This is a genomic window from Hyphomonas sp. J20-32 (assembly GCF_055808555.1).
This window is the reverse complement of the sequence record NZ_CM147873.1, coordinates 124,666-146,017: the sequence shown is the minus strand read 5'-3', so window position 1 is coordinate 146,017 and position 21,352 is coordinate 124,666. Positions and strand designations below refer to the sequence as shown.

At 63.2% G+C, this 21,352-nt stretch carries 19 protein-coding genes; 12 read left to right on the top strand and 7 right to left on the bottom strand.

Translation table 11 applies throughout. The features are described from left to right. The first annotated feature begins 8 nt into the window (after nucleotides 1-8). The gene (locus AC0L7I_RS00660) at nucleotides 9-896 is read left to right on the top strand and encodes a 4-(cytidine 5'-diphospho)-2-C-methyl-D-erythritol kinase (protein ID WP_473397603.1); all 888 of its coding nucleotides are present in this window, start codon (nucleotides 9-11) and stop codon (nucleotides 894-896) included. Continuing rightward, on the top strand, nucleotides 893-1,927 hold the full coding sequence (locus AC0L7I_RS00655) for a glycosyltransferase family 4 protein (RefSeq protein WP_473397602.1): 1,035 nt from the start codon (nucleotides 893-895) through the stop codon (nucleotides 1,925-1,927). The genes AC0L7I_RS00660 and AC0L7I_RS00655 overlap by 4 nt, the downstream gene beginning before the upstream one ends. Here AC0L7I_RS00655 and AC0L7I_RS00650 read toward each other — a convergent pair. Further along, on the bottom strand, nucleotides 1,924-2,934 hold the full coding sequence (locus AC0L7I_RS00650; protein WP_473397601.1) for a polyprenyl synthetase family protein: 1,011 nt from the start codon (nucleotides 2,932-2,934) through the stop codon (nucleotides 1,924-1,926). The genes AC0L7I_RS00655 and AC0L7I_RS00650 overlap by 4 nt on opposite strands. A gap of 171 nt (nucleotides 2,935-3,105) precedes the next feature. Between AC0L7I_RS00650 and AC0L7I_RS00645 the strand changes: the two genes are divergently transcribed. The 10 genes from AC0L7I_RS00645 to AC0L7I_RS00600 all read left to right on the top strand — a co-directional run bounded on the left by AC0L7I_RS00645 (nucleotide 3,106) and on the right by AC0L7I_RS00600 (nucleotide 13,930). Continuing rightward, nucleotides 3,106-3,588 carry a CC0125/CC1285 family lipoprotein gene (locus AC0L7I_RS00645; protein WP_473397600.1) on the top strand — a complete coding sequence of 161 codons (483 nt, stop codon included), beginning with the start codon at nucleotides 3,106-3,108 and terminating at the stop codon, nucleotides 3,586-3,588. Further along, a complete protein-coding gene (locus tag AC0L7I_RS00640) occupies nucleotides 3,588-3,794 on the top strand; it encodes a putative signal transducing protein (RefSeq protein ID WP_473397599.1) in 207 nt (68 codons plus the stop codon). The genes AC0L7I_RS00645 and AC0L7I_RS00640 overlap by 1 nt, the downstream gene beginning before the upstream one ends. Continuing rightward, nucleotides 3,791-4,519, top strand: coding sequence for a tRNA1(Val) (adenine(37)-N6)-methyltransferase (locus AC0L7I_RS00635; protein ID WP_473397598.1), 729 nt, complete (start codon nucleotides 3,791-3,793; stop codon nucleotides 4,517-4,519). Before AC0L7I_RS00640 ends, AC0L7I_RS00635 begins: the two co-directional genes overlap by 4 nt. Before the next feature lie 316 nt (nucleotides 4,520-4,835). Then, complete coding sequence (locus AC0L7I_RS00630) at nucleotides 4,836-5,738, top strand: glycine--tRNA ligase subunit alpha (RefSeq protein WP_473397597.1); 903 nt, start codon at nucleotides 4,836-4,838, stop codon at nucleotides 5,736-5,738. 92 nt (nucleotides 5,739-5,830) lie between these two features. Beyond that, the gene (locus AC0L7I_RS00625) at nucleotides 5,831-6,073 is read left to right on the top strand and encodes a CDGSH iron-sulfur domain-containing protein (protein WP_473397596.1); all 243 of its coding nucleotides are present in this window, start codon (nucleotides 5,831-5,833) and stop codon (nucleotides 6,071-6,073) included. Nucleotides 6,074-6,210: 137 nt separating this feature from the next. Next, nucleotides 6,211-6,525 (top strand): hypothetical protein, encoded by a 315-nt coding sequence (locus AC0L7I_RS00620; RefSeq protein ID WP_473397595.1) that lies wholly within the window; start codon nucleotides 6,211-6,213, stop codon nucleotides 6,523-6,525. A gap of 158 nt (nucleotides 6,526-6,683) precedes the next feature. Further along, on the top strand, nucleotides 6,684-8,834 hold the full coding sequence (gene glyS, locus AC0L7I_RS00615) for a glycine--tRNA ligase subunit beta (RefSeq protein WP_473397594.1): 2,151 nt from the start codon (nucleotides 6,684-6,686) through the stop codon (nucleotides 8,832-8,834). Nucleotides 8,835-9,053: 219 nt separating this feature from the next. Continuing rightward, nucleotides 9,054-11,747, top strand: a complete 2,694-nt coding sequence (gene ppdK / locus AC0L7I_RS00610) for a pyruvate, phosphate dikinase (RefSeq protein ID WP_473397593.1) — start codon at nucleotides 9,054-9,056, stop codon at nucleotides 11,745-11,747. Nucleotides 11,748-12,170: 423 nt separating this feature from the next. Then, nucleotides 12,171-13,265, top strand: a complete 1,095-nt coding sequence (locus AC0L7I_RS00605; protein ID WP_473397592.1) for a cell wall hydrolase — start codon at nucleotides 12,171-12,173, stop codon at nucleotides 13,263-13,265. Between the two features lie 5 nt (nucleotides 13,266-13,270). After that, nucleotides 13,271-13,930, top strand: a complete 660-nt coding sequence (locus AC0L7I_RS00600) for an O-methyltransferase (RefSeq protein ID WP_473397591.1) — start codon at nucleotides 13,271-13,273, stop codon at nucleotides 13,928-13,930. Here AC0L7I_RS00600 and AC0L7I_RS00595 read toward each other — a convergent pair. From AC0L7I_RS00595 to AC0L7I_RS00570, 6 genes are all read right to left on the bottom strand, one after another. Further along, a complete protein-coding gene (locus AC0L7I_RS00595; RefSeq protein WP_473397590.1) occupies nucleotides 13,927-14,736 on the bottom strand; it encodes an SDR family oxidoreductase in 810 nt (269 codons plus the stop codon). The genes AC0L7I_RS00600 and AC0L7I_RS00595 overlap by 4 nt on opposite strands. Nucleotides 14,737-14,778: 42 nt before the next feature. Beyond that, nucleotides 14,779-15,633 carry a carboxylating nicotinate-nucleotide diphosphorylase gene (gene nadC / locus AC0L7I_RS00590; RefSeq protein ID WP_473397589.1) on the bottom strand — a complete coding sequence of 285 codons (855 nt, stop codon included), beginning with the start codon at nucleotides 15,631-15,633 and terminating at the stop codon, nucleotides 14,779-14,781. Then, nucleotides 15,630-17,201, bottom strand: a complete 1,572-nt coding sequence (locus AC0L7I_RS00585; RefSeq protein WP_473397588.1) for an L-aspartate oxidase — start codon at nucleotides 17,199-17,201, stop codon at nucleotides 15,630-15,632. Before AC0L7I_RS00585 ends, nadC begins: the two co-directional genes overlap by 4 nt. Continuing rightward, nucleotides 17,185-17,619, bottom strand: coding sequence for a hypothetical protein (locus tag AC0L7I_RS00580; RefSeq protein ID WP_473397587.1), 435 nt, complete (start codon nucleotides 17,617-17,619; stop codon nucleotides 17,185-17,187). Before AC0L7I_RS00580 ends, AC0L7I_RS00585 begins: the two co-directional genes overlap by 17 nt. A 106-nt stretch (nucleotides 17,620-17,725) precedes the next feature. Next, complete coding sequence (nadA, locus tag AC0L7I_RS00575) at nucleotides 17,726-18,868, bottom strand: quinolinate synthase NadA (protein WP_473397586.1); 1,143 nt, start codon at nucleotides 18,866-18,868, stop codon at nucleotides 17,726-17,728. A gap of 187 nt (nucleotides 18,869-19,055) precedes the next feature. After that, the gene (locus tag AC0L7I_RS00570; RefSeq protein ID WP_473397585.1) at nucleotides 19,056-21,350 is read right to left on the bottom strand and encodes a hypothetical protein; all 2,295 of its coding nucleotides are present in this window, start codon (nucleotides 21,348-21,350) and stop codon (nucleotides 19,056-19,058) included. Between the last annotated feature and the right edge of the window lie 2 nt (nucleotides 21,351-21,352).

Here is a 21,352-nt window from a genome sequence, read left to right as displayed (position 1 = left end):
GCACGCCCATGCCCGACACATTGCACATGCTTGCCCCGGCCAAGGTGAACCTGTTCCTGCACGTAGGTCCCTTGAAGCCGAATGGGCGCCATGACCTCGATTCTCTCGTCGTCTTTGCAGGCCCCGAAGCTGCCGACCAGCTGACGGTCCAGCCCTCCGACATACTCACCCTGTCAGTGGCCGGTCCCGGAGCTGCCGAAGCCGGGGCAGGGGCTGACAACCTCGTGCTCAGGGCGGCCCGCGAGCTGCGGGCCGAAGCAGGGGTGACCCAGGGCGCTGCGATCCATCTCGAAAAGCGCCTGCCTGTTGCGGCGGGCATTGGCGGGGGGTCCGCCGACGCCGCTGCCGCTCTCCGCCTCCTGACCCGGCTCTGGGACATTAACCCTCGCCATGCCCGCGCTATCGCGCCATCCCTGGGCGGCGATGTGCCTGTGGCGCTCGACGGCCGGCCCGCCCTGATGCGCGGCGAAGGCGAACGCGTCGCGCCTGTGACACTTCCGGCGCCGCTTCCGGCTGTGCTGTTCAATCCCGGCATCGCCTGTCCGACCGGCCCGGTCTTCGCCGCGTTCGACGCAGCTGGCGGGGGACAGGATTTTGCCGAGCTCGGGCCCTTGCCGGACTTTCCCGATCTCGACACGCTCTTTGACTGGCTCGCCGCGCAACGAAACGACCTGGAGGCCCCGGCGCTGGCGCTTGTCCCGGAGATCGGACCAACCACCCCCTTGCCACCCTCTTGTCCCGCCCCATGCCTCACCCGCATGAGCGGCTCTGGCGCCACCTTCTTCGCCTTCTACCCAACCCTTGCAGCTGCGCAGGAATCTGCCGACATGCTCAGCGCGCAGCACCCCGAATGGTGGGTGCGCGCCACGTTGCTGGGAGGCACAGACCCGTCATGACGCCTGTCCTTCTGGGCTTGCCATTCCTGTCGATCCTGTTGTGTTTCCTGGTGATCCGTTTTGGCGTGAAAGACGCGCCCGACGGTGGCCGCAAGACGCAAAAGGCGCCCGTACCCACGGCTGGCGGTATTGCCATCTTCGCCGCGCTCGCCGTCGGCCTGTTCCTGACGAGCGACCTGCCGGACTTGCCCGGGAACGGCCTTCCGGCGCTGGCCTTGTTTGTTCTGGCATCTGTAATCATAGGGTTTTTCGATGATGTCGCCGGGCTGAACCCGAGACTGAAACTTGTCCTTCTGGCACTCGTTTCACTCCTCGCCGCCTATTTTGGGCCCCGACTCGGACATTTCCACCTGCCTTTCGGCCCCGGTGAAGGCTATGGCCTTCCGGTCTGGATATCCGTGGCAGGCGTCGCCCTCTGGCTGTTCGTCATGGCCAATGCGACCAACTTCATGGACGGTTCGAATGGCCTGGCCATGGGCAGCGCGATGCTGATGTTCGCTGCCTTCGCCATCCTGTTGTACTGGCTGGCGATCCGGGATCCGGGCACCGGTGTCGAAATGGCCATGAGCCATACGACCGCCATTGCGGCTGCGGCCACATCCGGCTTCCTCGCCTGGAACATGGCTGGCCGCCTCTATGCCGGGGATGCGGGGTCGCTTGGTGTCGGCGCGCTGCTCGGCGCAGCGGGACTGGTCGTCGCCTGCCGCCTCACAGTGTGGGAGCCGGTAATCCTGACGCTGCCCTTCCTGGTCGATGTATTCATGACCCTGCTCTGGCGCGCCCGGGCCGGCCGGCACCTGTTCGACGCGCACCGCGACCATGCCTATCAATTGTTCCTGCGGGCCGGCTGGCCGCACAGCCGTGTCGCAGCGCTTTGGGCAGGCATGACGCTCGTCTGTGGCGCGGGACTGCTGGGTCTCGGCCCGCTCTGGGGCGCTCAGGTGATCTTCGCGCTGCTGGCACTCGGCATCGGCTTGTGGATATGGCAGCGCGTCACACTTGGCAGGAAGCTCGCCGCAGACGGACGCTAGTAGGCGCGCTCCACGCAGAAATCCGCAAGGTCCTCAAGCGCATCACGGTAGTCGCTTGGCGGCAAATTGCGCAGCGCACCCTTGGCGAGCGCGGCATAGGCTTCGGCTTCCTGCACGGTGGCCTCGGCGGCGCCGGTTGCCCGGATCAAGTGCACGGCATGGGCGAGGTCTTGCTCGGACTGGGTGTCGGGATGCATGGCCCGCTCCCAGAACGCCCGGTCCTCGTCGGACCCGCGACGCCGGGCGATAATCACCGGAAGCGTGATCTTGCACTCGCGGAAATCGTCGCCGACCGACTTGCCGATCACAGTGGTCGTGCCGCCATAGTCCAGCACGTCGTCGATGATCTGGAAGGCGAGGCCGAGATTCTTGCCATAGGTCGCGAGCGCCGCAGCATGGTCTCCGCCGCCCGACATGGCCCCGGTTTCGGCGGCAGCCTCGAACAGGGCGCCGGTCTTGGCCTCGACAATGGCAAGATAGTCTTCGGTCGGCAGGTCGCGAGCCTGCATGGCGGCGAGCTGGCGCACTTCACCTTCGGCAATCGTTGTCGATGCGGTTGCCAGCCGGTTCAGGATTTCGAGACTGTTGGTTTCAACGAGCAGGTTGAACGCGCGGGCGAACAGGAAATCGCCGACCAGGATCGAGGCCTTGTTGCCCCAGATCGCCTTGGCAGCGGGCTTTCCCCGGCGCAGGTCGCTTTCGTCCACGACATCGTCGTGCAACAGCGTGGCCGTGTGGATGAACTCGACGGCGGCGGCGAGCGCGTGGGTGGCTTTATTTGCCGAGCCGACAGCATGGGCCGAGATCAGCGTGATCATCGGGCGCAGGCGCTTTCCGCCAGCCGAAACGATATAGCCCGAAAGATCAGGTATGACGGCAACAGGGCTGGCCGCCCGCTCGGCGAGCAGGACTTCCACGGCCGCAAGGTCGGCAGCGACGAGGGCTTGCATGCGTTCGACGATCGAACCGATGGCCGCCTTGGATCTGGGTCTCGGCGCGAGGGTCAAGAAGCAACTCCTGTTGGATCAGTGTCCGCTTGTACCTACGCTTATGTGATGCGGCAACAAAGCACGACGCGGCACCGGGCCGCAGTTATGTGCAGCAGGTGTGGCACAGGCGCCATAGGCCGGGTGACCGAAAAGCTGGAACGGCGCCGCGTTTTGGGCTTTATTGGCAGGATGAAAACGCTCATCTCAGTCTCTGCGCTCTTCCTTGTCGCCGCCTGTGCGACTCACACGCCTTACGGCCCCGCAAAATCCGGCACATCTGCCGGATACACGTCCCAGAAGATCGAAACTGGGCGCTATCGCGTGTCCTATACAGACCGGGATGCGGGTCGCTCGCACGACATGGCGCTGCTGCGCGCGGCTGAGATCACGCTGCAGGACGGGCGCGACTGGTTCGAAATCACCGGTGGCTACACCGATCAGGAGGGTTACGGCTCCGGCAGCCGCACCTCTGTCAGCGTGGGCGGGGCAACGGGGTCGCGTGGCCGCAGCAGCGTCGGGGTCGGCGTGGGAATCGGCATCCCGGTGGGATCCAGCGGGGGGAATGTCACGACCGTGATCGACATCGTGACGGGCGAGAATCCCAAGCCGGATCGCCCGTCGGTGTATGACGCCATGTCGGTCGACATCAATCTCCGGGGCAATGCGCCCTGATGGAGGAAGTCTTCCGCACCAATGACCTGGTGAAACTGTCCTTTATCGAGCATTTGCTGCAGGAAGCGGGCATCGCCTATTTCGTGGCGGACCAGCATATCTCGGCCGTTGAAGGCAATATCGGCGCCTTTCCGAGGCGCGTGATGGTGCGCGGCGACGTCGTCAAGGCGGCTGAACGTGTCCTGGCAGAGGTCGAACGCGGGTGATCGCGGTCACCGAGGATACGGTCTACCAGGGCCGCGTGAAACTGGTGCAGCCATTGAAGGGATTCCGGGCGGGAACCGACTTATTGCTGCTGGCGGGGGCGCTGGCAGAAAAGGCTGGCGGGGAGGCCCTGGAGCTGGGGTGCGGGTGCGGCGGGGCCTTGCTGCCGGCGGCGTTCCGGATGCCGGGCATGCGGCTTGCGGGTGTGGAAATCGACGCGGAGATGGCCGGGCTGGCGCGGGCGGGTGTGACTGCGAACGGCTTTGGAAACCGCGTCACAATCGAGACGGGCGAGGCTTCGGACTGGGTGAAACCCCATGAGAACCGGTTCGATCTCGTGTTCGCCAATCCGCCGTATTTCGCGCCGGGAAAAATCTCGCCGCCGGGTGAGGGGAAGACGTCGGCCTACATTGAATTGCTTGATGTTTCCGGCTGGGTGAAGGCGATGGTCTTCGCCGCCAAGCCGCGCGCGCCGGTCGTGCTTATCCACAGGGCAGCAGAGCTGGCGCGGATCCTGTCAGTGATGGACAGGCAGACCGGAGAGGTCACGGTGCTGCCGCTGGCTGCGAAGCCGGGCGCCGAGGCGGGCAGGGTGCTGGTGAGGGGGCGGAAAGGGCTGAAGCGCGGGCCGCTCCGGTTGCTTGCCCCGATGCACACGCATGCAGCAGACGGGAGTCCGTCAGATGTGGCCCAGGCGGTGGCGGCCGGGGGAGCTGTGGGCTGGTGAGAGGGCGTGGCAAGGGGCCGGCAAGGGGGTGCCCGGTCCGCACGGTGCCCGCGCGAATTGGCTTGCACAGTCGCTCCGGAAGGCGGACACTTCGCGCTTAAGGAAAGGCTTGGTCCATTCTCTTTTATGTCCTCATCTTCGGCTTTGCGATTTTCGGCATCGTGATTGCCCTGCTCAGCCACCCGGCCGTTTATCGCGCCCTGACAAGGCGCGGGAGCGGGACGGCCGACCACCCGGACTCTGACGGGCTCTAATGCTTGCGCGGGGCAGCGCTGCCCTGTAGTTCCGGACCAACACCAATTTCCGGACATGTCCCATGCCTGCGCCCAAAGCCCAGCCGAAACCGAAATCCTTCCAGGACCTGATCCTGACCCTGCAGGCCTATTGGGCCGAGCAGGGCTGCGCAATCCTTCAGCCCTACGACATGGAAGTCGGCGCCGGCACGCTGCATCCGGGCACGGTGCTGCGCGCACTCGGGCCGAAGAACTGGCGGGCGGCTTACGTCCAGCCGTCGCGGCGGCCGAAGGATGCGCGCTATGGCGAGAACCCGAACCGGCTCGGCCATTACTACCAGTTCCAGGTCATCCTGAAGCCCAACCCGGCCAATTTGCAGGACCTCTACCTGGAAAGCCTCTACAAGATCGGCATTGATCCGACCGTGCATGACATCCGCTTCGTGGAAGACGACTGGGAAAACCCGACCGTTGGCGCGTGGGGCCTTGGCTGGGAAGTCTGGTGCGACGGGATGGAAGTCAGCCAGTACACCTATTTCCAGCAGGTGGGTGGGCTCGACGTTTTTCCCGTGTCAGGGGAATTGACCTATGGGCTGGAACGCCTCGCCATGTATGTGTTCGGCGTGGATAATGTCTACGACCTGCCGTTCAACGCCCCGGACTCGGCCGTGCCGCTGTCCTATGGCGACGTGTTCCTCGAGAACGAGAAGCAGCAGTCGGCCTTCAATTTCGAGCATTCCGATGTCGAGATGCTGAAACGCTGGTTCGCCGATTGCGAAAACCAGTCGAACGCGTTGCGCGATGCAGGCAAGCCGCTGCCTGCCTATGACTATGCCCTGAAGGCCAGCCACACGTTCAACCTGATCGACGCGCGCGGCGCGATCAGCCCGACCGAGCGGCAGGCCTATATCGCCCGCGTGCGCGACCTGGCGCGCGGCGCCGCAGCCCAATGGGCCGAACAGGAAGAGGCGCGGGCGGACGCCTGACGCTCAAAGCCCGTCCCTCGACTTCGCTGAGGATGAGCGCATCGGAACCATATCTCCGCTATAGTGGTGAAAATCACTGAGGAGGAATTCAGATGAACAAGGCACCCAAAATCGCCGGGAAACAGCCGATCCCGGTCGAGGTGGAGGCGGGCAAGACTTATTGGTGGTGCGCCTGCGGCCGGTCGAAGAAACAACCCTTTTGCGACGGCAGCCACAAGGGCACCGCGTTCGAGCCGCAGGGCTGGACAGCGGACAAAACCGGCAAGGCATTCTTCTGCGCCTGCAAGCGCACGGGCAAGCCGCCGCTGTGCGACGGGACCCATGGTCGCCTCTAGCCTGAACATTCATTCATAATAAAAACAGGGTGTTACAGGCATTTTTTTGCGAACACGGCGACGGATTGCGCGAGCCTTCCCGTTTCATACATGCCGGCTGGGACTTGTCGCCGGTTTAACTGGAACAGGAGACACAGATGCTGAAAGCCGCCTTCACTGCCCTCATCGCGAGTGCGATCATTGCCCCGTCCGCCCTTGCCGGGCCTGCCGAACGGGCAGGGCGCATGGATCATCGCCTGACCCGTGCCGAAGCCAATGGCGCCTGGGCACAAGGATCGCGCGCCGACCATATCGAAGACCGGCTGGACAGGCGCGAAGACGTGATCGACCGACGGGAAAACCGGCGCGACGAGGCGGTTGATCTTGGCCGTTGGGACGTGATCGAAGACCGGCTGGATCGCCGTGAAGACCGCTGGGACCGCCGTGAGAACCGGTTCGACCGGCGTCGCTGAAGCCGACACACGTCCTGCTCGTGAAAGCCCGCCCTGCGGCGCACCGCATGGCGGGCTTTTTGCGCGCCCGTGACACCGCCAGAATGGAGCGCAAGTCTTGACCCCGGCGCAGGCGCGTCTATGCCGTGCAGACCTAATTCCAAACGGCTGGACCCCTTATGGCTGACCTTCTGCTCGAGATCTTTTGCGAGGAAATCCCTGCGCGCATGCAGGCCAAGGCCGAGGCGGACCTTGGCAAGGCGCTGGGCGATGCGCTGAAGGCGGCGGGGCTGGCCTTTGATGTGCTGGAGACGGCCAGCGGGCCGCGCCGCCTGTCGGTGAACGTGACCGGCCTGCCGGTGAAATCGGCGGACGTGGCCGAAGAGCGCAAGGGCCCGAAGGTCGGCTCGCCGGAACAGGCGATTGCGGGCTTCCTGAAAGGGGCGGGGCTCACCTCCATCGATCAGGCCGAAGTGCGCACCGACCCCAAGAAGGGCGACTTCTATGTCGCCATGCTGGACAAGCCGGGCCGGCTGACGGCGGACGTAGTGGCCGAGGCCGTGCCGGACATTATCCGCAGCTTCCATTGGCCGAAGTCCATGCGCTGGGGCACCGGCGAGCTGCGCTGGGTGCGCCCGCTGCAGCGCGTCCTGTGCGTTCTGGATGGCAAGGTCGTGCCGTTCGAGGTCGATGGGCTGGCGAGCGGCAACCAGACCGAGGGCCACCGGGTGCACGGGCGCGGGCCGTTCACGGTGACGGGCTGGGCCGATTACGAAAAGCAACTTGAAGGCAAGGGCCATGTGCGGCTGACGCGCGCGGCGCGCCGGGCGATGATCGAGGCGGGCGCCACGGCGATCTGCGAGGCCGCGGGGCTGGAACTGGTCGAGGACATTGGCCTTCTGGAAGAGGTGACGGGCCTGGCTGAATGGCCGGTCGTGGTGCTCGGCCAGATGGACCCGGCTTTCCTGGAACTGCCACCGGAAGTGATCAAGCTGTCGATGCGCACGCACCAGAAATATTTCGCGGTACGCGACCCGAACACCGAAGAGCTGGCGCCGAATTTTGTCGTCGTTGCCAATATCGACGCGTCTGATGGTGGTAAGCAGATTGCGGCGGGCAATGCACGGGTTCTCTCGGCGCGGCTGGAGGATGGCCGGTTCTTCTGGGAGAAGGACAAGGCCACGCCGCTGGACGAGATGGCCAAGAAGCTGTCGACGATTGCGTTCAAGGAAGAGCTGGGCAGCCTTGGCGACAAGGTGGAGCGCGTGGCGGCGCTGGCGCGCGAACTGGCGCCCGCACTGGGCGCGGATGCTGCCCTTGCCGAACGCGCGGCGCGGCTCGCCAAGGCCGACCTCGTGTCGGAAATGGTCGGCGAGTTCCCGGAACTGCAGGGCGTGATGGGGCGGTATTATGCGCTGGAAGCTGGTGAACCTGCATCCGTCGCAGATGCGATCCGTGACCATTACAAGCCGCAGGGGCCGTCTGACGCGGTGCCGGCAGACCCGGTCAGCATCGCCGTGGCGCTGGCCGACAAGCTGGATACGCTGGTCGGCTTCTGGGCGATCAACGAGAAACCGACGGGATCGAAGGACCCGTTCGCGTTGCGCCGTGCGGCGCTGGGCGTGGTGCGGATTGTGTTGGAGAATGGGGTTCGATTGCCGCTGCAGCCAATTCAGTTCTCACATTTCGATATGCTCCGAGACGACGTTGATCGTATCTCACTCGCCCGCAAGAAAGCGGCCCATCCGGGCGCGATGATAGCACATGGTCGAGGAGTGGTTGGCGACGGACGGACACACGAAAGAGACCTTCTCTCCTTCTTCGCGGACCGCTTGAAGCAGGTCCTGCGCGACCAGGGCCAGCGGCATGACCTGATTGATGCGGTGTTTGCGCTGGGAGAGGATGACCTCGTGCTGATCACGCGGCGGGTCGAGGCGCTGGGCGCGTTCCTCGATACCGAAGACGGGGCGACGCTGCTGGCGGGCTACAAGCGCGCGGCGAATATCTTGAAGGCCGAAGAGAAGAAGGGCGCGCTGCCGGAAGGCCTCACCGTCGATGCGGCGCTGATCAAGAAAGGCCCGAAGGAAGAGCAGGCGCTGTATGCGGCGCTCACCGCTGTTCGCAAGGCCATTGCGGCGCCGCTGAAGGCCGAGGACTTTGCCGGGGTGATGGGCGAACTGGCCAGGCTGCGCGCGCCTGTCGATGCCTTCTTCGAAGGCGTCATGGTGAACGATGAGGACGCCAAGGTGCGGGCGAATCGCCTCGCGCTGCTGACCGAGGTGCGCGCGACGCTGCACCAGGTGGCCGACTTCTCCCTGATCGAGGGCTGATAGCGCCACCACCTGTTCCGGATCGGAACACGCTGGCATTTACCATTGCGTGTCAAATCGGCAACGTGCGCAGGCCTCTGGCGGTGCATGGCCCGAAAAACTAGCCAAATGGGCGATTTCACGCAGCCTCGGGTCTGGCAATACCCGTTGCAATGCAGCATAGGATTTGCAGGTTTTGCGGCAACAAATTGCGCGCAATGTCGTTAAAGGGTGAAATTCATGGGTGAACCGGCTTTGAAACACGCAAGCGAGACGTGGGTTTACGGGTTTGGCGGCGGCACGGCCGACGGCGATGCCTCAATGAAGAACCTGCTGGGCGGAAAGGGCGCGAATCTGGCCGAAATGGCGAAACTCGGCCTGCCTGTGCCGCCGGGCTTCACGATCTCGACGGCTGTGTGCACCGCCTATTACGAGCTGGAGCGTGAATACCCGTCGACACTGTCGCCGCAGGTGGACGCCGCCCTCGCCGCCCTCGAGAAGGAATCCGGCAAGGGCTTCGGCGACCCGGACAACCCGCTGCTCGTTTCCGTGCGCTCGGGCGCGCGCGCCTCGATGCCGGGCATGATGGACACAGTGCTGAACCTCGGCCTGAACGAGGCCTCGGTGAAAGGCCTCGCGGCGCTGGCCGGCGAACGCTTTGCCTATGACAGCTACCGCCGCTTCATCCAGATGTATTCCAATGTCGTGCTGGGCCTCAGCCATGACACGTTCGAGTACATCCTTGACGACTACAAGGAACGCCAGGGCTTTGAACTCGATACCGAGATGCAGGCCGAAGACTGGAAGGCGATCATCGTGTCCTACAAGGAAGCGGTCGAGAAGGAGCTCGGCGAGCCCTTCCCGGACGATCCGAAGAAACAGCTCTGGGGCGCCATCTCGGCCGTGTTCGGCTCGTGGATGAATGACCGAGCGATCACCTATCGCAAGCTGAACGACATCCCGGCCGAGTGGGGCACGGCTGTGACCGTGCAGTCCATGGTATTCGGAAACCTCGGCGAGACCTCGGCGACCGGCGTGGCCTTCACGCGCGACCCGTCGAATGGCGAGCCGATCTTCTATGGCGAATACCTGATCAATGCGCAGGGCGAAGACGTGGTGGCGGGCATCCGCACACCGGCGCCGATCTCGCGCGAGCGGGCCGACACGCTCGGGTCGACCGACGCGCCGCTCGAAGAAGCGATGCCGCCTGTCTATGCCCAGTTGCGCGACGTGGCGAACACGCTGGAGCGCCACTACAAGGACATGCAGGACCTGGAGTTCACGGTCGAGAATGACCGACTGTACATGCTGCAGACCCGGAGCGGGAAGCGCACCGCCGCGGCGGCGCTGAAGATTGCCGTCGACATGGCGCGCGAGGGCCTGATCACGGAAGAGGAAGCCGTATTGCGGCTGGAGCCGTCACAGCTCGACCAGCTGCTGCACCCGACCATTGCCGAGAATGCCAAGCGCGATGTGGTCGTGACCGGACTGCCGGCAAGTCCCGGCGCTGCCGTGGGCAAGGTCGTGTTCGACAGCGAGGAAGCCTTCGCGCTGGCCGAGAAGGGCGAGGACGTGATCCTTGTCCGTGTCGAGACCAGCCCGGAAGACATCAAGGGCATGCACGCGGCCCGCGCCATCGTGACGGCGCGCGGCGGCATGACCAGCCACGCGGCAGTTGTCGCGCGCGGTATGGGCCGGCCTTGCGTCTGCGGCGCCGGCGGCCTGCAGATCGATATGGCCAAAGGCGTGTTCCGCGTCCTGGGCCGCGAAGTAAAGAAGGGCGAAATCATCACCGTGGACGGCGCGGCCGGCCAGGTCATGCTGGGCGCGGTTGAAATGTCACAGCCGGACCTGTCGGGCGATTTCGGCACGCTCATGGGCTGGGCCGACAAGGTCCGTAGACTGAAGGTGCGCGCGAATGCCGAGACGGCGCTGGATGCGCGCACGGCGGTCGAGTTTGGCGCGCAGGGCATTGGCCTCTGCCGCACGGAGCACATGTTCTTCGATGCCGAGCGTATTCCTGAAGTGCGCGCGATGATCCTGGCCAATGACGAGAAGGGCCGCCGCGCCTCGCTCGACAAACTGCTGCCGATGCAGCGCAGCGATTTTGAAGAATTGTTCCGTATCCTTGGCGACCTGCCGGTGACGATCCGCCTGCTGGATCCACCGCTGCATGAATTCCTGCCGCACAATGATGCCGACATGGAAGAGGTGGCCAAGGCTTCCGGCGTGTCCGTGGACGAACTGAAGCGCCGGGCAGGCGAGCTGCACGAAAGCAATCCGATGCTGGGCCATCGCGGCTGCCGGCTCGGCATCACCTATCCGGAAATCTACGAGATGCAGGCGCGCGCGATTTTCGAGGCCGCAGTCAATGTCGCAAAGGAAACGGGACGCCAGCCGGTGCCTGAAGTGATGATCCCTCTGGTTGCAACGCACAAGGAATTGTCGATCCTGAAGGCGGTTGTCGATGCGGCGGCCAAGGCGGTGTTCAAGGAGACGGGCACGACGCTGGATTATATGGTCGGTACGATGATCGAATTGCCGCGCGCCGCGCTGCAGGCCGGCGAAATCGCTCATTCGGCGGAATTCTTCTCCTTCGGCACCAATGACCTGACGCAGACGACGCTCGGCATCTCGCGCGACGATGCAGGCCGCTTCCTCAAGGCCTATGAAGACAAGGGCATTTACGAGAAGGATCCCTTTGTCACGCTGGACCAGGCGGGTGTTGGCGAACTGGTGAAAATCGCTGCTGAACGCGGCCGCAAGACCCGTCCGGGCATCAAGCTGGGCATTTGCGGCGAGCATGGCGGCGACCCGGCATCGGTGGCCTTTTGCCACCGTTCAGGCCTCGATTACGTGTCCTGTTCGCCATACCGGGTGCCGATTGCGCGCCTCGCAGCGGCACATGCGGCCCTCAAGGAATCGCCCAAATAGGCAGCTGACCGCTCGTTTCGATGGCAAAACGGTGTGGTAGTTTTGCAACAGGTGGTTGGAGCGCGACTGGCCTGTCCCGACGGGGCGGGTCGTAAATTCTTATGAAATTCAACCGATTGCAGGCGACAATTGCTGCAGTGCGAAAAAACGGCCGATTCGGCGGCTTTTTTCCTCTCAGAATTGTCACTGACAGAAGTGGCCGAGTTCTTGCTAGGAAGGGGATTGGCCGCCTACTTCCCGCCTAGAAGCGGGGCTGAAGCAGCCTGCAAATGTAGTCAAACCAAATACGCCCGGGCCAATAATGACGAAGTTATATCGTCTGCCGGGGATTGGGGAGCGGTGATGTTGTTAAGGGTTCTTAAACCACGACGGGCGACTCTGTCGCCAATGAGTGGGCTCCGAGAGAAGCTCAAGCGTTGGTGGATGACAATGACAGACGACGAACAGCGAGATATCTTTGTCCGTGGCGCCACGATTGCCGTGTGCGCCGTGGCTGCGACTGTTACCTTGCCCATGGTCGGCCAGATCCAGGCAGAAAAGCGTGCAGACGCCGATTTTCGTGAGCAGGCCGTCCGGCTTGCCAGCATGGAAGATGGCGGTGTCACCGTCCGTTCAGCAGCCTACACACCATCGCTGCTCGATACGCCCTGGATGCGTACCGTTGAATATACGCTGGAGCGCGATACCGGGTCTTCGATGAGCCGCTATGCGATGCGCGACCGCGACGGCGCGGCGCTCAATTCGCTGGTCAGCTTCCGCCCTGAACATATCAAGCGCGCCGAGACGATCAGCGCGGAACAGAAGTGCATGGCGCAGGCCGTGTATTACGAATCAGCACACGAACCGCTCGACGGCCAGATGGCCGTTGCCGAAGTCATCGCCAATCGCATGGCCGACCACCGCTATCCGGACACGGCCTGCGGCGTGGTCTTCCAGGGCGCGACACGCACGACCGGTTGCCAGTTCACGTTCACCTGCGACGGCGCATTGAACACGCCGCCAATGGGCCGCAACTGGGAGCGCGCCAAGACGATTGCTGCCCACGTTCTGATGAACCTGAGCGACGACAATACGGGCGGCGCCACGCACTATCACGCCACCTATGTCGACCCGATCTGGAGCGCCGGCCTGATCAAGACCGACAAGATCGGCATGCATATCTTCTATCGTTTCCCGCGTGGGTCCGAATGGGCCAGCGTGCGCCAGGACTTTACCACCAAGCGTGCCAAGGCCCGCTATGCGTCTCTGGAAACGGAAGAAACGATCACGCCGGTTGACGGCGCAGAGACCTCCTACATTCAGCTGGTCGAGGCACCGACGATTGCACCGGCCACGGTGACGACATCGGACCGCACGATCACGAACGGTGCGCCGCGCCTGACGACGATCCATACGGTCGACTATGAAGAGCCGCAGCTGAACACGCCCAGCAATGCCGAAAAGGTTGCTGCCTACATGGCCCAGCAAACGGGCATTGAAGTGGCAAGCAATGACATCGACCAGAGCGTCATGCGCTAGGCGTCATGTCGGAAGGAAAGATATTCGAGACCGTCGATGCCTACATCGACGGTCTTTTTGCATCTGAAGAGGCTGTTCTTGAATCCATTCGTCATCGTGCCCGTGAAGCTGGACTACCCGAGATCGAAGTCTCAGCCGGGCAGGGCAAGTTCCTCTACCTGCTGGCCAGGCTGGCCGGGTCTGCCCGCATGCTCGAGATCGGGACGCTCGGCGGGTATTCGACCGTATGGATGGCTCGGGCCCTGCCTGATGGCGGCACGATGACCACACTCGAACTGGATGCCGCCCATGCCGCTTTCGCGCGCGAGACATTTCGCGATGCAGGGCTGGACGGTGTTTGCACCGTCATGGAGGGGCCGGCGCTGGAAAGCCTGGCGCGCCTGGATGGTCCGTTCGATCTCGTGTTCCTCGACGCCAACAAGGACGACTATCCGGCCTACCTGGACCACGCAGCGCGCCTGCTGCGACCGGGGGGCATGCTGCTGGCCGACAACGTCATTCGCAAGGGCGCTGTCATCGATCCGCCAGATGGGGATCCGATGGCGCGCGGCGCGGCGGAATTCAATCGCGTCCTGGCGGGGCATCCGGACTTCGAGTCCATCATCCTTCAGCAAGTCGGCCGAAAGGGCCATGACGGACTGTCGGTGGCGCGCAAGCGGGACTAGGAGCGCGGGGGAACCTGCGACTTGACGCGTTTGCGGATGGCGCCGGGCAGCCAGCGGGTCATGAAGCGGGCGCGCTCGGCATCCTTGCCGACCATGTAGTGGACGTCCTTGCCATGCGCGGCGTCCCAGGCGCGCTCGGCCGCCATCGACACCGGATAGATGTTCATGCCGCTTTCCCGCAGCTGGTCCGACATTTTGACATTTGCGCCTTCAGCGGCGCCCATGTCGAGGATCGGCGTATCGACGAACCAGGGCATCAGGCTGGTGACGCGGATGTCGAGATCACGGAATTCGGCATCGAGCGCTTCGGTGAGGCCGCGCACAGCGAACTTGGTAGCGGAATACACGGCCAGTTGCGGCGAACCGACTATCCCGGCGGTGGAGGCCGTGTTGACGATGCGCGCGCCGGGTGTCGCTTTGAGCAGGGGCAGGCAGGCCTGCACGCCATTGACGACGCCTTTCAGGTTGACGTCGATCACCCAGTCATTGTCTTCAGGAGCCACTTCCTCGAACCAGCCATGGCGCCCGACACCGGCATTGTTGAACAGCACGTTCATGGCGCCTTCGGTCGCTTCACCGAATCCGCGCACGGCGGCAGTCCAGTCAGGGCGGTTGCGGACGTCGAGCGTGGCGACATGGCAGTTCTCGGTACCGATCTCGTCTGCGACCTGGGCCAGGCTGGCCGAGTTCACATCATAGAGTCCGCAATACCAGCCGCGCTTGGAAAAATACCGGGCCGTTTCGGCGCCAATGCCGGAGGCCGCGCCGGTAATGAATATGCTCTTGCGTCCGCCCGATCGGGTCATGCGCTGTCCTTCTTGCAAGGTAAGTCTTGCTTCCCCGCAGTGTCAGACGACATCCAGCCCCACGTCAAGGTTTGGCGCCGAATGGGTGAGGGCCCCGACCGAGATAAAATCGACACCGGTTTCGGCAATGGCCGCGACTGTCGAGAGATTCACGCCCCCTGACGCTTCAGCTGTAACGCGTCCATCAATGATCTTAACGGCGCGGCGCAGCGTATCGGTGTCCATATTGTCGAGCAGGATTGCGTGCGGCGTAAACTTCAGCGCTTCTTCCAACTGTTCGAGTGTGTCGACCTCGATCTCGATCATCCGGAGATGGCCGGCATAGGCCTTGGCGCGGGTCATGGCTTCGGCGACCGAGCCGCACGCGGCGATATGGTTGTCCTTGATCAGGATCGCATCATCGAGGCCGTAGCGGTGGGCGGTGCCTCCGCCACAGCGTACGGCGCGCTTTTCGAGGGCGCGGTGGCCGGGGGTTGTTTTCCGCGTGCAGACAATCCTGGTGTCAGTATGGGCAACGGCTTCGACAAAGGTGCGTGTCAGCGTGGCGACGCCTGACAGCCGGCCAATGAAGTTCAGCATGGTGCGCTCGGCTGTCAGGATCGAGCGGGCGGTGCCGTCGAGGCGGCCAATCACGTCGCCCGGGACGATGGCGCTGCCGTCAGGCTTTTCGATGGTCAGCGTCATGGCCGGGTCAATGAGAAACAGGGCATGGGCGGCAGCATCAAGCCCGGCGATGACGCCGGGTTGGCGCGCGGCGATCACGACGCTCATCTTCGTCTCCGGCGAAATCGTGGCGTCAGTGGTCAGGTCACCGGCCCGGCCGAGATCTTCGGCAAGCGCGAGGCGCACAATCGGATCAAGGATGATGGTGGGCAGTGGCGGGGGCACGGGGCTCATGTCTGGGCAACCTTTTCGGCTGGGTCTGTGAAATCGCGCAGGAGGAACGAGCGTTCCGGTTCGCCGGTTTCGGGAAAATCACTTCGGTAGTGTCCGCCGCGGCTTTCCTTGCGGGCGAGGGCCGCTGTCGCCATCAGGCCGGCTGTGACCAGTGGGCGGGCGGCTCCATGGGTGGCTTTGAGGGTTTCGATCGTTTCAATCAGGTCGTTCAGGCCGGATGCATTCCGGACGACACCGCACCTGGATGACATCTCGCCGCGCAGGACCTGCAGCGCGTCGTGGGGCAGCGAGGCCGGTACGTGCGCGGTGGACGCGCCGGGGGCATCAAGTTCGGCGCTGCGCAGGTGTTGGGCGATGCGGTGCGAGAAGACGACTGCTTCAAGCAGGGAATTGGAGGCGAGACGGTTGGCGCCATGTGCGCCAGTGGCCGTACATTCTCCGCAGACTGACAGGCCATTGAGTGTCGAGCGGCCCCAGAAGTCTGCCACGATACCGCCCATGTGATAATGCGCGGCGGGCGCGATCGGGATCATCTCGAAACGCGGATCGATACCCGCGCTCTTGCAGGCCGAGAAGACGGTCGGGAAATGTTCGGGGAAATGACTGCCCACGGCTGAGCGGCAGTCGAGAAAGGCTCCGCGCCCGGAGGCGCGTTCTGAATGGATGGCGCGGGCAACCTCGTCACGTGGCGCGAGCTCTTCCAGCGTATGGTAGTTCGCCATGAAGCGCTTGCCGTCGCGATTGCGCAGGGTCGCCCCTTCACCGCGCAGGGCTTCGGTGGCCAGCGGGGCAGGATCGCGGCCGATGTCGATGGCGGTCGGGTGGAACTGGACGAATTCGACGTCAGCGATCAGGGCCCCTGCCTCATACGCCATGGCAATGGCGTCGCCGCGCGCTTCGCGCGGATTGGTCGTAACCTGGAACAGGCCGCCTGTGCCGCCGGTGCAAAGCACGGTCTGGCGCGCTGTCTGTGTCGTCAGGTTGCCCGAACTGTCGCGCAGCACGACGCCGGCGACTCGGTGATTGGCATCCTGGAGGAGGCCAACGGCCCGCACGCCTTCGATCACGGTAATATGGGTTGAGGCCGCTACGGCAGCGACGAGCGCGTCCATGATGGCCTTGCCGGCAAGGTCGCCCGCCACACGCGCCACGCGCGGCCGGGAATGGGCCGCCTCGAGAGAGAGGGCGAGCGCGCCATCTGGCGTGCGGTCAAACGGGACGCCGAGCGTGATCAGGTCGCGGACACGGGCCGGGCCTTCCTCTGCGATGAGGCGGGCCACGACCGGATCGACAAGTCCGGAGCCTGCATTGATCGTATCGATGGCATGCTGGTCTGCACTGTCCAGCGGATCGAGGGCGGCGGCGAGGCCGCCCTGCGCCCAGGCGGATGAGGCGGCCTGTCCGAGCGGAGCCGGTGAAATGACCACACAGGCGCGCGGAGCAAGTTCCAGCGCGAGGAACAGGCCCGCAAGGCCCGCACCGACAATAAGCACATCGCTGTCAGCCGCGCCGGATGCGGCGATGGTTTGATTGCCCCCACTGGTCACTGATTCAGGATATCCCGTCATTGGCGCGGCGGAACTCGGCCGGCGCGGTGACTGCCGATACGAGGGCGCCGAACATGCGGTCAGCTGATTCGATCGTCAGTGTGAAATTGTCAGGCATGTAGACCAGGCCTTCGACCTTGGATTCGAGCATTTCTTCGATCTGCGAACGGATCGAGACCTGGTCTCCGAACCGGCGGGCCTGGCAGGACTGGCGCACGACGGAGCGACCCCAGAGCGAACAGACCTCGACGGCGGTGAGTTCGCACACATACTGGCCGGGCTCGGGATGGGGGGAGAGGTTCATTGTGCCTGTCATCAGGCATTCGCCATTGCGATAAGGTCGGGTCTGGAAATTCCATGTGCCCAGGACATCCGACGCATCGGCGTCCTGGTTGCCGGCACTGGCCGGAGCACAGGCGAGAAGAACAAGCGCAGCCATGGCCGCCAGTCGGATCCTTGCCCGGAACATCATTGTCTCCTCTGCGCCGCCGCGCCCGTTGCGAACTTAAGCCCAGCGTGCGCGCGCGCACAACTGCCAGGCTGTCTCATTCAACCATTTCAAGCTCGAGTGGCTTCAGGCCGGTCTTGAATGCCAGCGGGCGCGCCAATTTTGGCAGCGCCATCATCGCATCCAGCGCATCCTTCGCACGCAGGCGCACATCTTCCGGAATCTTGACCTCGTATTTGCCGGTGAGAAGGCAGTCATAGATGTTTTCCAGCGTGATGCGCTTCATGTGCGGGCAGAGGTTGCACGGACGAATGAAGTTCACGTCCGGGTTCACTGCCGCAACATTGTCGCTCATCGAGCACTCTGTCAGCAGGACGACCTTGTTCGGGCTGTTTTCCGAAACATAGTTGGCGAGCGCCGAAGTCGAACCGGCAAAGTCAGCCGCTTCGAGCACGTCGGGCGGGCATTCCGGGTGGGCGAGCACGACGACGCCCGGATGGGCCTCACGCAGCTGGTGGACGTCATCGGCCGAGAACAGCTCGTGCACTTCGCAGGCGCCGGGCCATGTGATGATGCGGATATCGGTCTGGGCGGCGACGTTCTTCGCGAGATACTGGTCTGGCACCATGATGACCGTGTCGGAGTTCCATTCGCTGGCGATGTGCTCGACAACTTGTGATGCATTGGAACTGGTACAGGTAATGTGGCACTCGGCTTTCACATCGGCGGTACAGTTCACATAGGTGACGATCGGATAATCCGGGTATTTTTCCTTGATCAGGCGCACGTCGGCGCCGGTGATCGACGCGGCCAGCGAGCAGCCGGCCCGCAGGTCCGGGATCAGCACGGTCTTCTCGGGTGCAAGGATTTTCGAGGTTTCGGCCATGAAATGCACGCCCGCCTGGACGATGATGTCGGCGTCCACGGCGGAGGCTTCACGGGCAAGCTGAAGGCTGTCGCCGCGAAAATCGCCGACGAGGCTGAAAATGTCCGGAGTCATGTAATTATGGGCGAGGATGACCGCGTTCTTCTCTTTCTTCAGCCGGTTGATCGCAGCGACCAGAGGGGCCACGGCGGGCCACTCCATGGGCGTGATGAAATCGGCAACGAGCGGGTAGAGGTCGTCTGTTTCCGCCTTTACGGCGGCGTCATAGGACAGGCCGCGCGCGCTGGCGGAAGTTGCGCCGCGCAGGGGCGTCGGGGTGGGGCAGCCGAGTGTGGAATTGATCAGACGGGCCATGGGTTCCTCCTTGTATCGAGCGACTTATGCTCGATATGAGTATAATGTAGGCCTGAGACTGTCCGTTTCAAGGGCTAAACCTTCAAACGTCCGGAATTCAGGGCTCATGTGCAATGCTTCTGCGATAGTTATACGCACTATGAGCAAAAGGGGTTTAGCGCCGAGGAGGCAGGTTGGCAAGCGTCGGCTAATTATCTCGCTTGATGGCCTGCAGCTTTTCAAGCACTCGCCGGGCTGCAGCCTGACTCATCTTTCCCGGTGTGCTGAGAACATGATCGCAAACTGACGTGATGAACTCCTTGGTCGTCCGCTTGCTGGTCAATGTGTTCTTGCTGATCAGATCCACGATCTCGCCGATGGCATCGAGCGCAAGTGCGCGTTCTGCATCTTTTGGTTCTGCCTGGAACGACCAGGCATCCACAGCTTCCTCAGTCATCAGAGGCAGGCCCGATGCTGCTTCGGCAGGAACCACTCGCGCAGACAATGCACGGACGGCATGCAGCGATGGAGACGTTCCGAGGATTGCATAGGCCGCTTTCCGGGCTTCGATGAAATCTGGCTGACCATGCACGTGCCTCAGCAGCGCTGACAGCGTTTTGGAACGCTGTTCGCGCCAATAATCCGTACGTTCAAAACGCGCATCGTTCAGTATGCGCTCGAAATCCATTCGCTGCTTGTTTCGCCATTGGGGGTTCTCATCCCAATATTCCGCTGCTTCCGGAGTGTCCCGCAACTCCCTCCACCTTTGATCGAGTTGCTGCATGCGGTCTTCCACCGGACCGACGAGAAGGTCGTATTTGCCCACGATCCAGTTTGCGACCTTGCGCTCGTGTTCGGACTTGCTCGAAATGAGTTCATTCAATCTTTGGAGGCTGTATGGAACCCCTCCTCGAAATTGGGCTGTGCTCTTCTCGACGTGTGCAGCAATGCGCTTTGCGAATTTGTCGGATACCTTTGCCTGGATAGGATATTGCGGATCAGTCCCCCTGTAGGCCTGCCTGAAAATACGGCGCTCCAGAAACGGATCGAAAAAATCCAATTGCCCGGCCTCGAACAGGCGCTCCTGGGCCTTGTTCCGCTGCATGATGCCAAAGGCCTGCAGCAGGGCCGCAAGGATCACGACATCGACGAGCAAGCGGGAAATGAAGACGATGTGCCGGGCTGCGGCGCCCTTTGGCACGAAGGGTTCCTGTTGGGTCACGTCGTAGATGTCGACCCAATCCACGATTGGAACGCCCTTGGCGAGTTCGGTGCCAAAGAATTTCAGCCATTCGACGAGCCCAGTCGACTGGGCCGCGCCGGTCAGTATCATGGGGTCGACAGGCTCGAACAGATCGAAATGCATCTGAATTTGGCGAAGCGCGAGTGGCACCAGGATGAACAGCCACGCATAGCCCATTAGGGCTTCGTCGCGCAGGTCATTGGCAAAACCGATGCGAAACTGGTCTGGTCGCGTGGTCTGGATCCGCAGTGATTTTTCGCGGTCATCCTCCACCCACGCCCACCGGCGACCGAGACCGAAAATGATCAGGCTCGCAATTCCGATCGGAGCAAGGCCCCAGGGATGGGGCAGGGCATAGCCCATGGCCGACAATGGCAGCATGACCAGGACGAGAATGAGTTGCGGCACCATCCACCCGCCCTGTGTCGCTCCGGAAAGGGGTGCCAGGAGACGGACCATGGCCGCGTCGAGCCCGCTGACGATATATCCGGGGTGACCCGAAAAACCCGCGCTGGCGGCCTGGGGCTGTTCTGTGTCGTCGCGCTCGCCAATGAGACTGGAAAGATGGGGCAGGAAGATGAAAGCGAGAAAGCCCATCACGACGAGCGCCATGGTGACGAGACCGAAATTCTGCTCCATCGAGAATACCCGCTCGCCGGCCGCCCACGCGCCGGTGCCCATCGCTGCAATCAGGGCAATGCCGCTGAGCAGCGCGGGCCAGCCAACGGGACCTTCAGGATGCTTCAGATAATTATGGTGCCCATTGCCGCCGGCCTCGGAGGCGACATGGTGGAACCCGACAAGCAGCGGCGTGAAGGCGATCGCGACTGCGCCGAGATAGATGCCTCGCTGGACCAGATCGGATAGATCCACCTGCCAGGGCCAAGCTGCAAAGGGCACATTCGGCCCGAATGCGATCCATGCCAGCAGGGACAGGAGGAGGAAGAGCAGGAGAAAGGCTGCGTGAAAGGCCGGACGCTCTTCGGTACCAGGCGTATCGTCCTTGGCTACCAGCCCCCATTGCTTGCGGACCAAGAAGATGCCGAGACTCGCATAGGCGAGCAGTGGCAAGGCAATGATCAGGCCCCAAGCTGTCCAGCCTGTCACCGCGTCGGGGTTTTCCAGGTCCGTCGCTGCGACGGCGGCGGCGCCTGCAGCGAACATGACAAGCGCCCAGACGACCAGCCATGCATCGGACTTATCCAGCCAGCGCCATTCGGGCCAGCCCGGCTTCCACTCCATGTTCAATATGGTCGCCATGC

Excerpts from the sequence above, each read along its gene's own strand:
- AC0L7I_RS00660 (WP_473397603.1), top strand. The coding sequence starts at position 9 with ATGCCCGACACATTGCACATGCTTGCCCCGGCCAAGGTGAACCTGTTC.
- AC0L7I_RS00655 (WP_473397602.1), top strand. The coding sequence starts at position 893 with ATGACGCCTGTCCTTCTGGGCTTGCCATTCCTGTCGATCCTGTTGTGT.
- AC0L7I_RS00645 (WP_473397600.1), top strand. The coding sequence starts at position 3,106 with ATGAAAACGCTCATCTCAGTCTCTGCGCTCTTCCTTGTCGCCGCCTGT.
- AC0L7I_RS00640 (WP_473397599.1), top strand. The coding sequence starts at position 3,588 with ATGGAGGAAGTCTTCCGCACCAATGACCTGGTGAAACTGTCCTTTATC.
- AC0L7I_RS00630 (WP_473397597.1), top strand. The coding sequence starts at position 4,836 with ATGCCTGCGCCCAAAGCCCAGCCGAAACCGAAATCCTTCCAGGACCTG.
- AC0L7I_RS00625 (WP_473397596.1), top strand. The coding sequence starts at position 5,831 with ATGAACAAGGCACCCAAAATCGCCGGGAAACAGCCGATCCCGGTCGAG.
- AC0L7I_RS00620 (WP_473397595.1), top strand. The coding sequence starts at position 6,211 with ATGCTGAAAGCCGCCTTCACTGCCCTCATCGCGAGTGCGATCATTGCC.
- glyS (WP_473397594.1), top strand. The coding sequence starts at position 6,684 with ATGGCTGACCTTCTGCTCGAGATCTTTTGCGAGGAAATCCCTGCGCGC.
- ppdK (WP_473397593.1), top strand. The coding sequence starts at position 9,054 with ATGGGTGAACCGGCTTTGAAACACGCAAGCGAGACGTGGGTTTACGGG.
- AC0L7I_RS00605 (WP_473397592.1), top strand. The coding sequence starts at position 12,171 with ATGACAATGACAGACGACGAACAGCGAGATATCTTTGTCCGTGGCGCC.
- AC0L7I_RS00600 (WP_473397591.1), top strand. The coding sequence starts at position 13,271 with ATGTCGGAAGGAAAGATATTCGAGACCGTCGATGCCTACATCGACGGT.
- AC0L7I_RS00595 (WP_473397590.1), bottom strand. The coding sequence starts at position 14,736 with ATGACCCGATCGGGCGGACGCAAGAGCATATTCATTACCGGCGCGGCC.
- nadC (WP_473397589.1), bottom strand. The coding sequence starts at position 15,633 with ATGAGCCCCGTGCCCCCGCCACTGCCCACCATCATCCTTGATCCGATT.
- AC0L7I_RS00585 (WP_473397588.1), bottom strand. The coding sequence starts at position 17,201 with ATGACGGGATATCCTGAATCAGTGACCAGTGGGGGCAATCAAACCATC.
- AC0L7I_RS00580 (WP_473397587.1), bottom strand. The coding sequence starts at position 17,619 with ATGGCTGCGCTTGTTCTTCTCGCCTGTGCTCCGGCCAGTGCCGGCAAC.
- nadA (WP_473397586.1), bottom strand. The coding sequence starts at position 18,868 with ATGGCCCGTCTGATCAATTCCACACTCGGCTGCCCCACCCCGACGCCC.
- AC0L7I_RS00570 (WP_473397585.1), bottom strand. The coding sequence starts at position 21,350 with ATGGCGACCATATTGAACATGGAGTGGAAGCCGGGCTGGCCCGAATGG.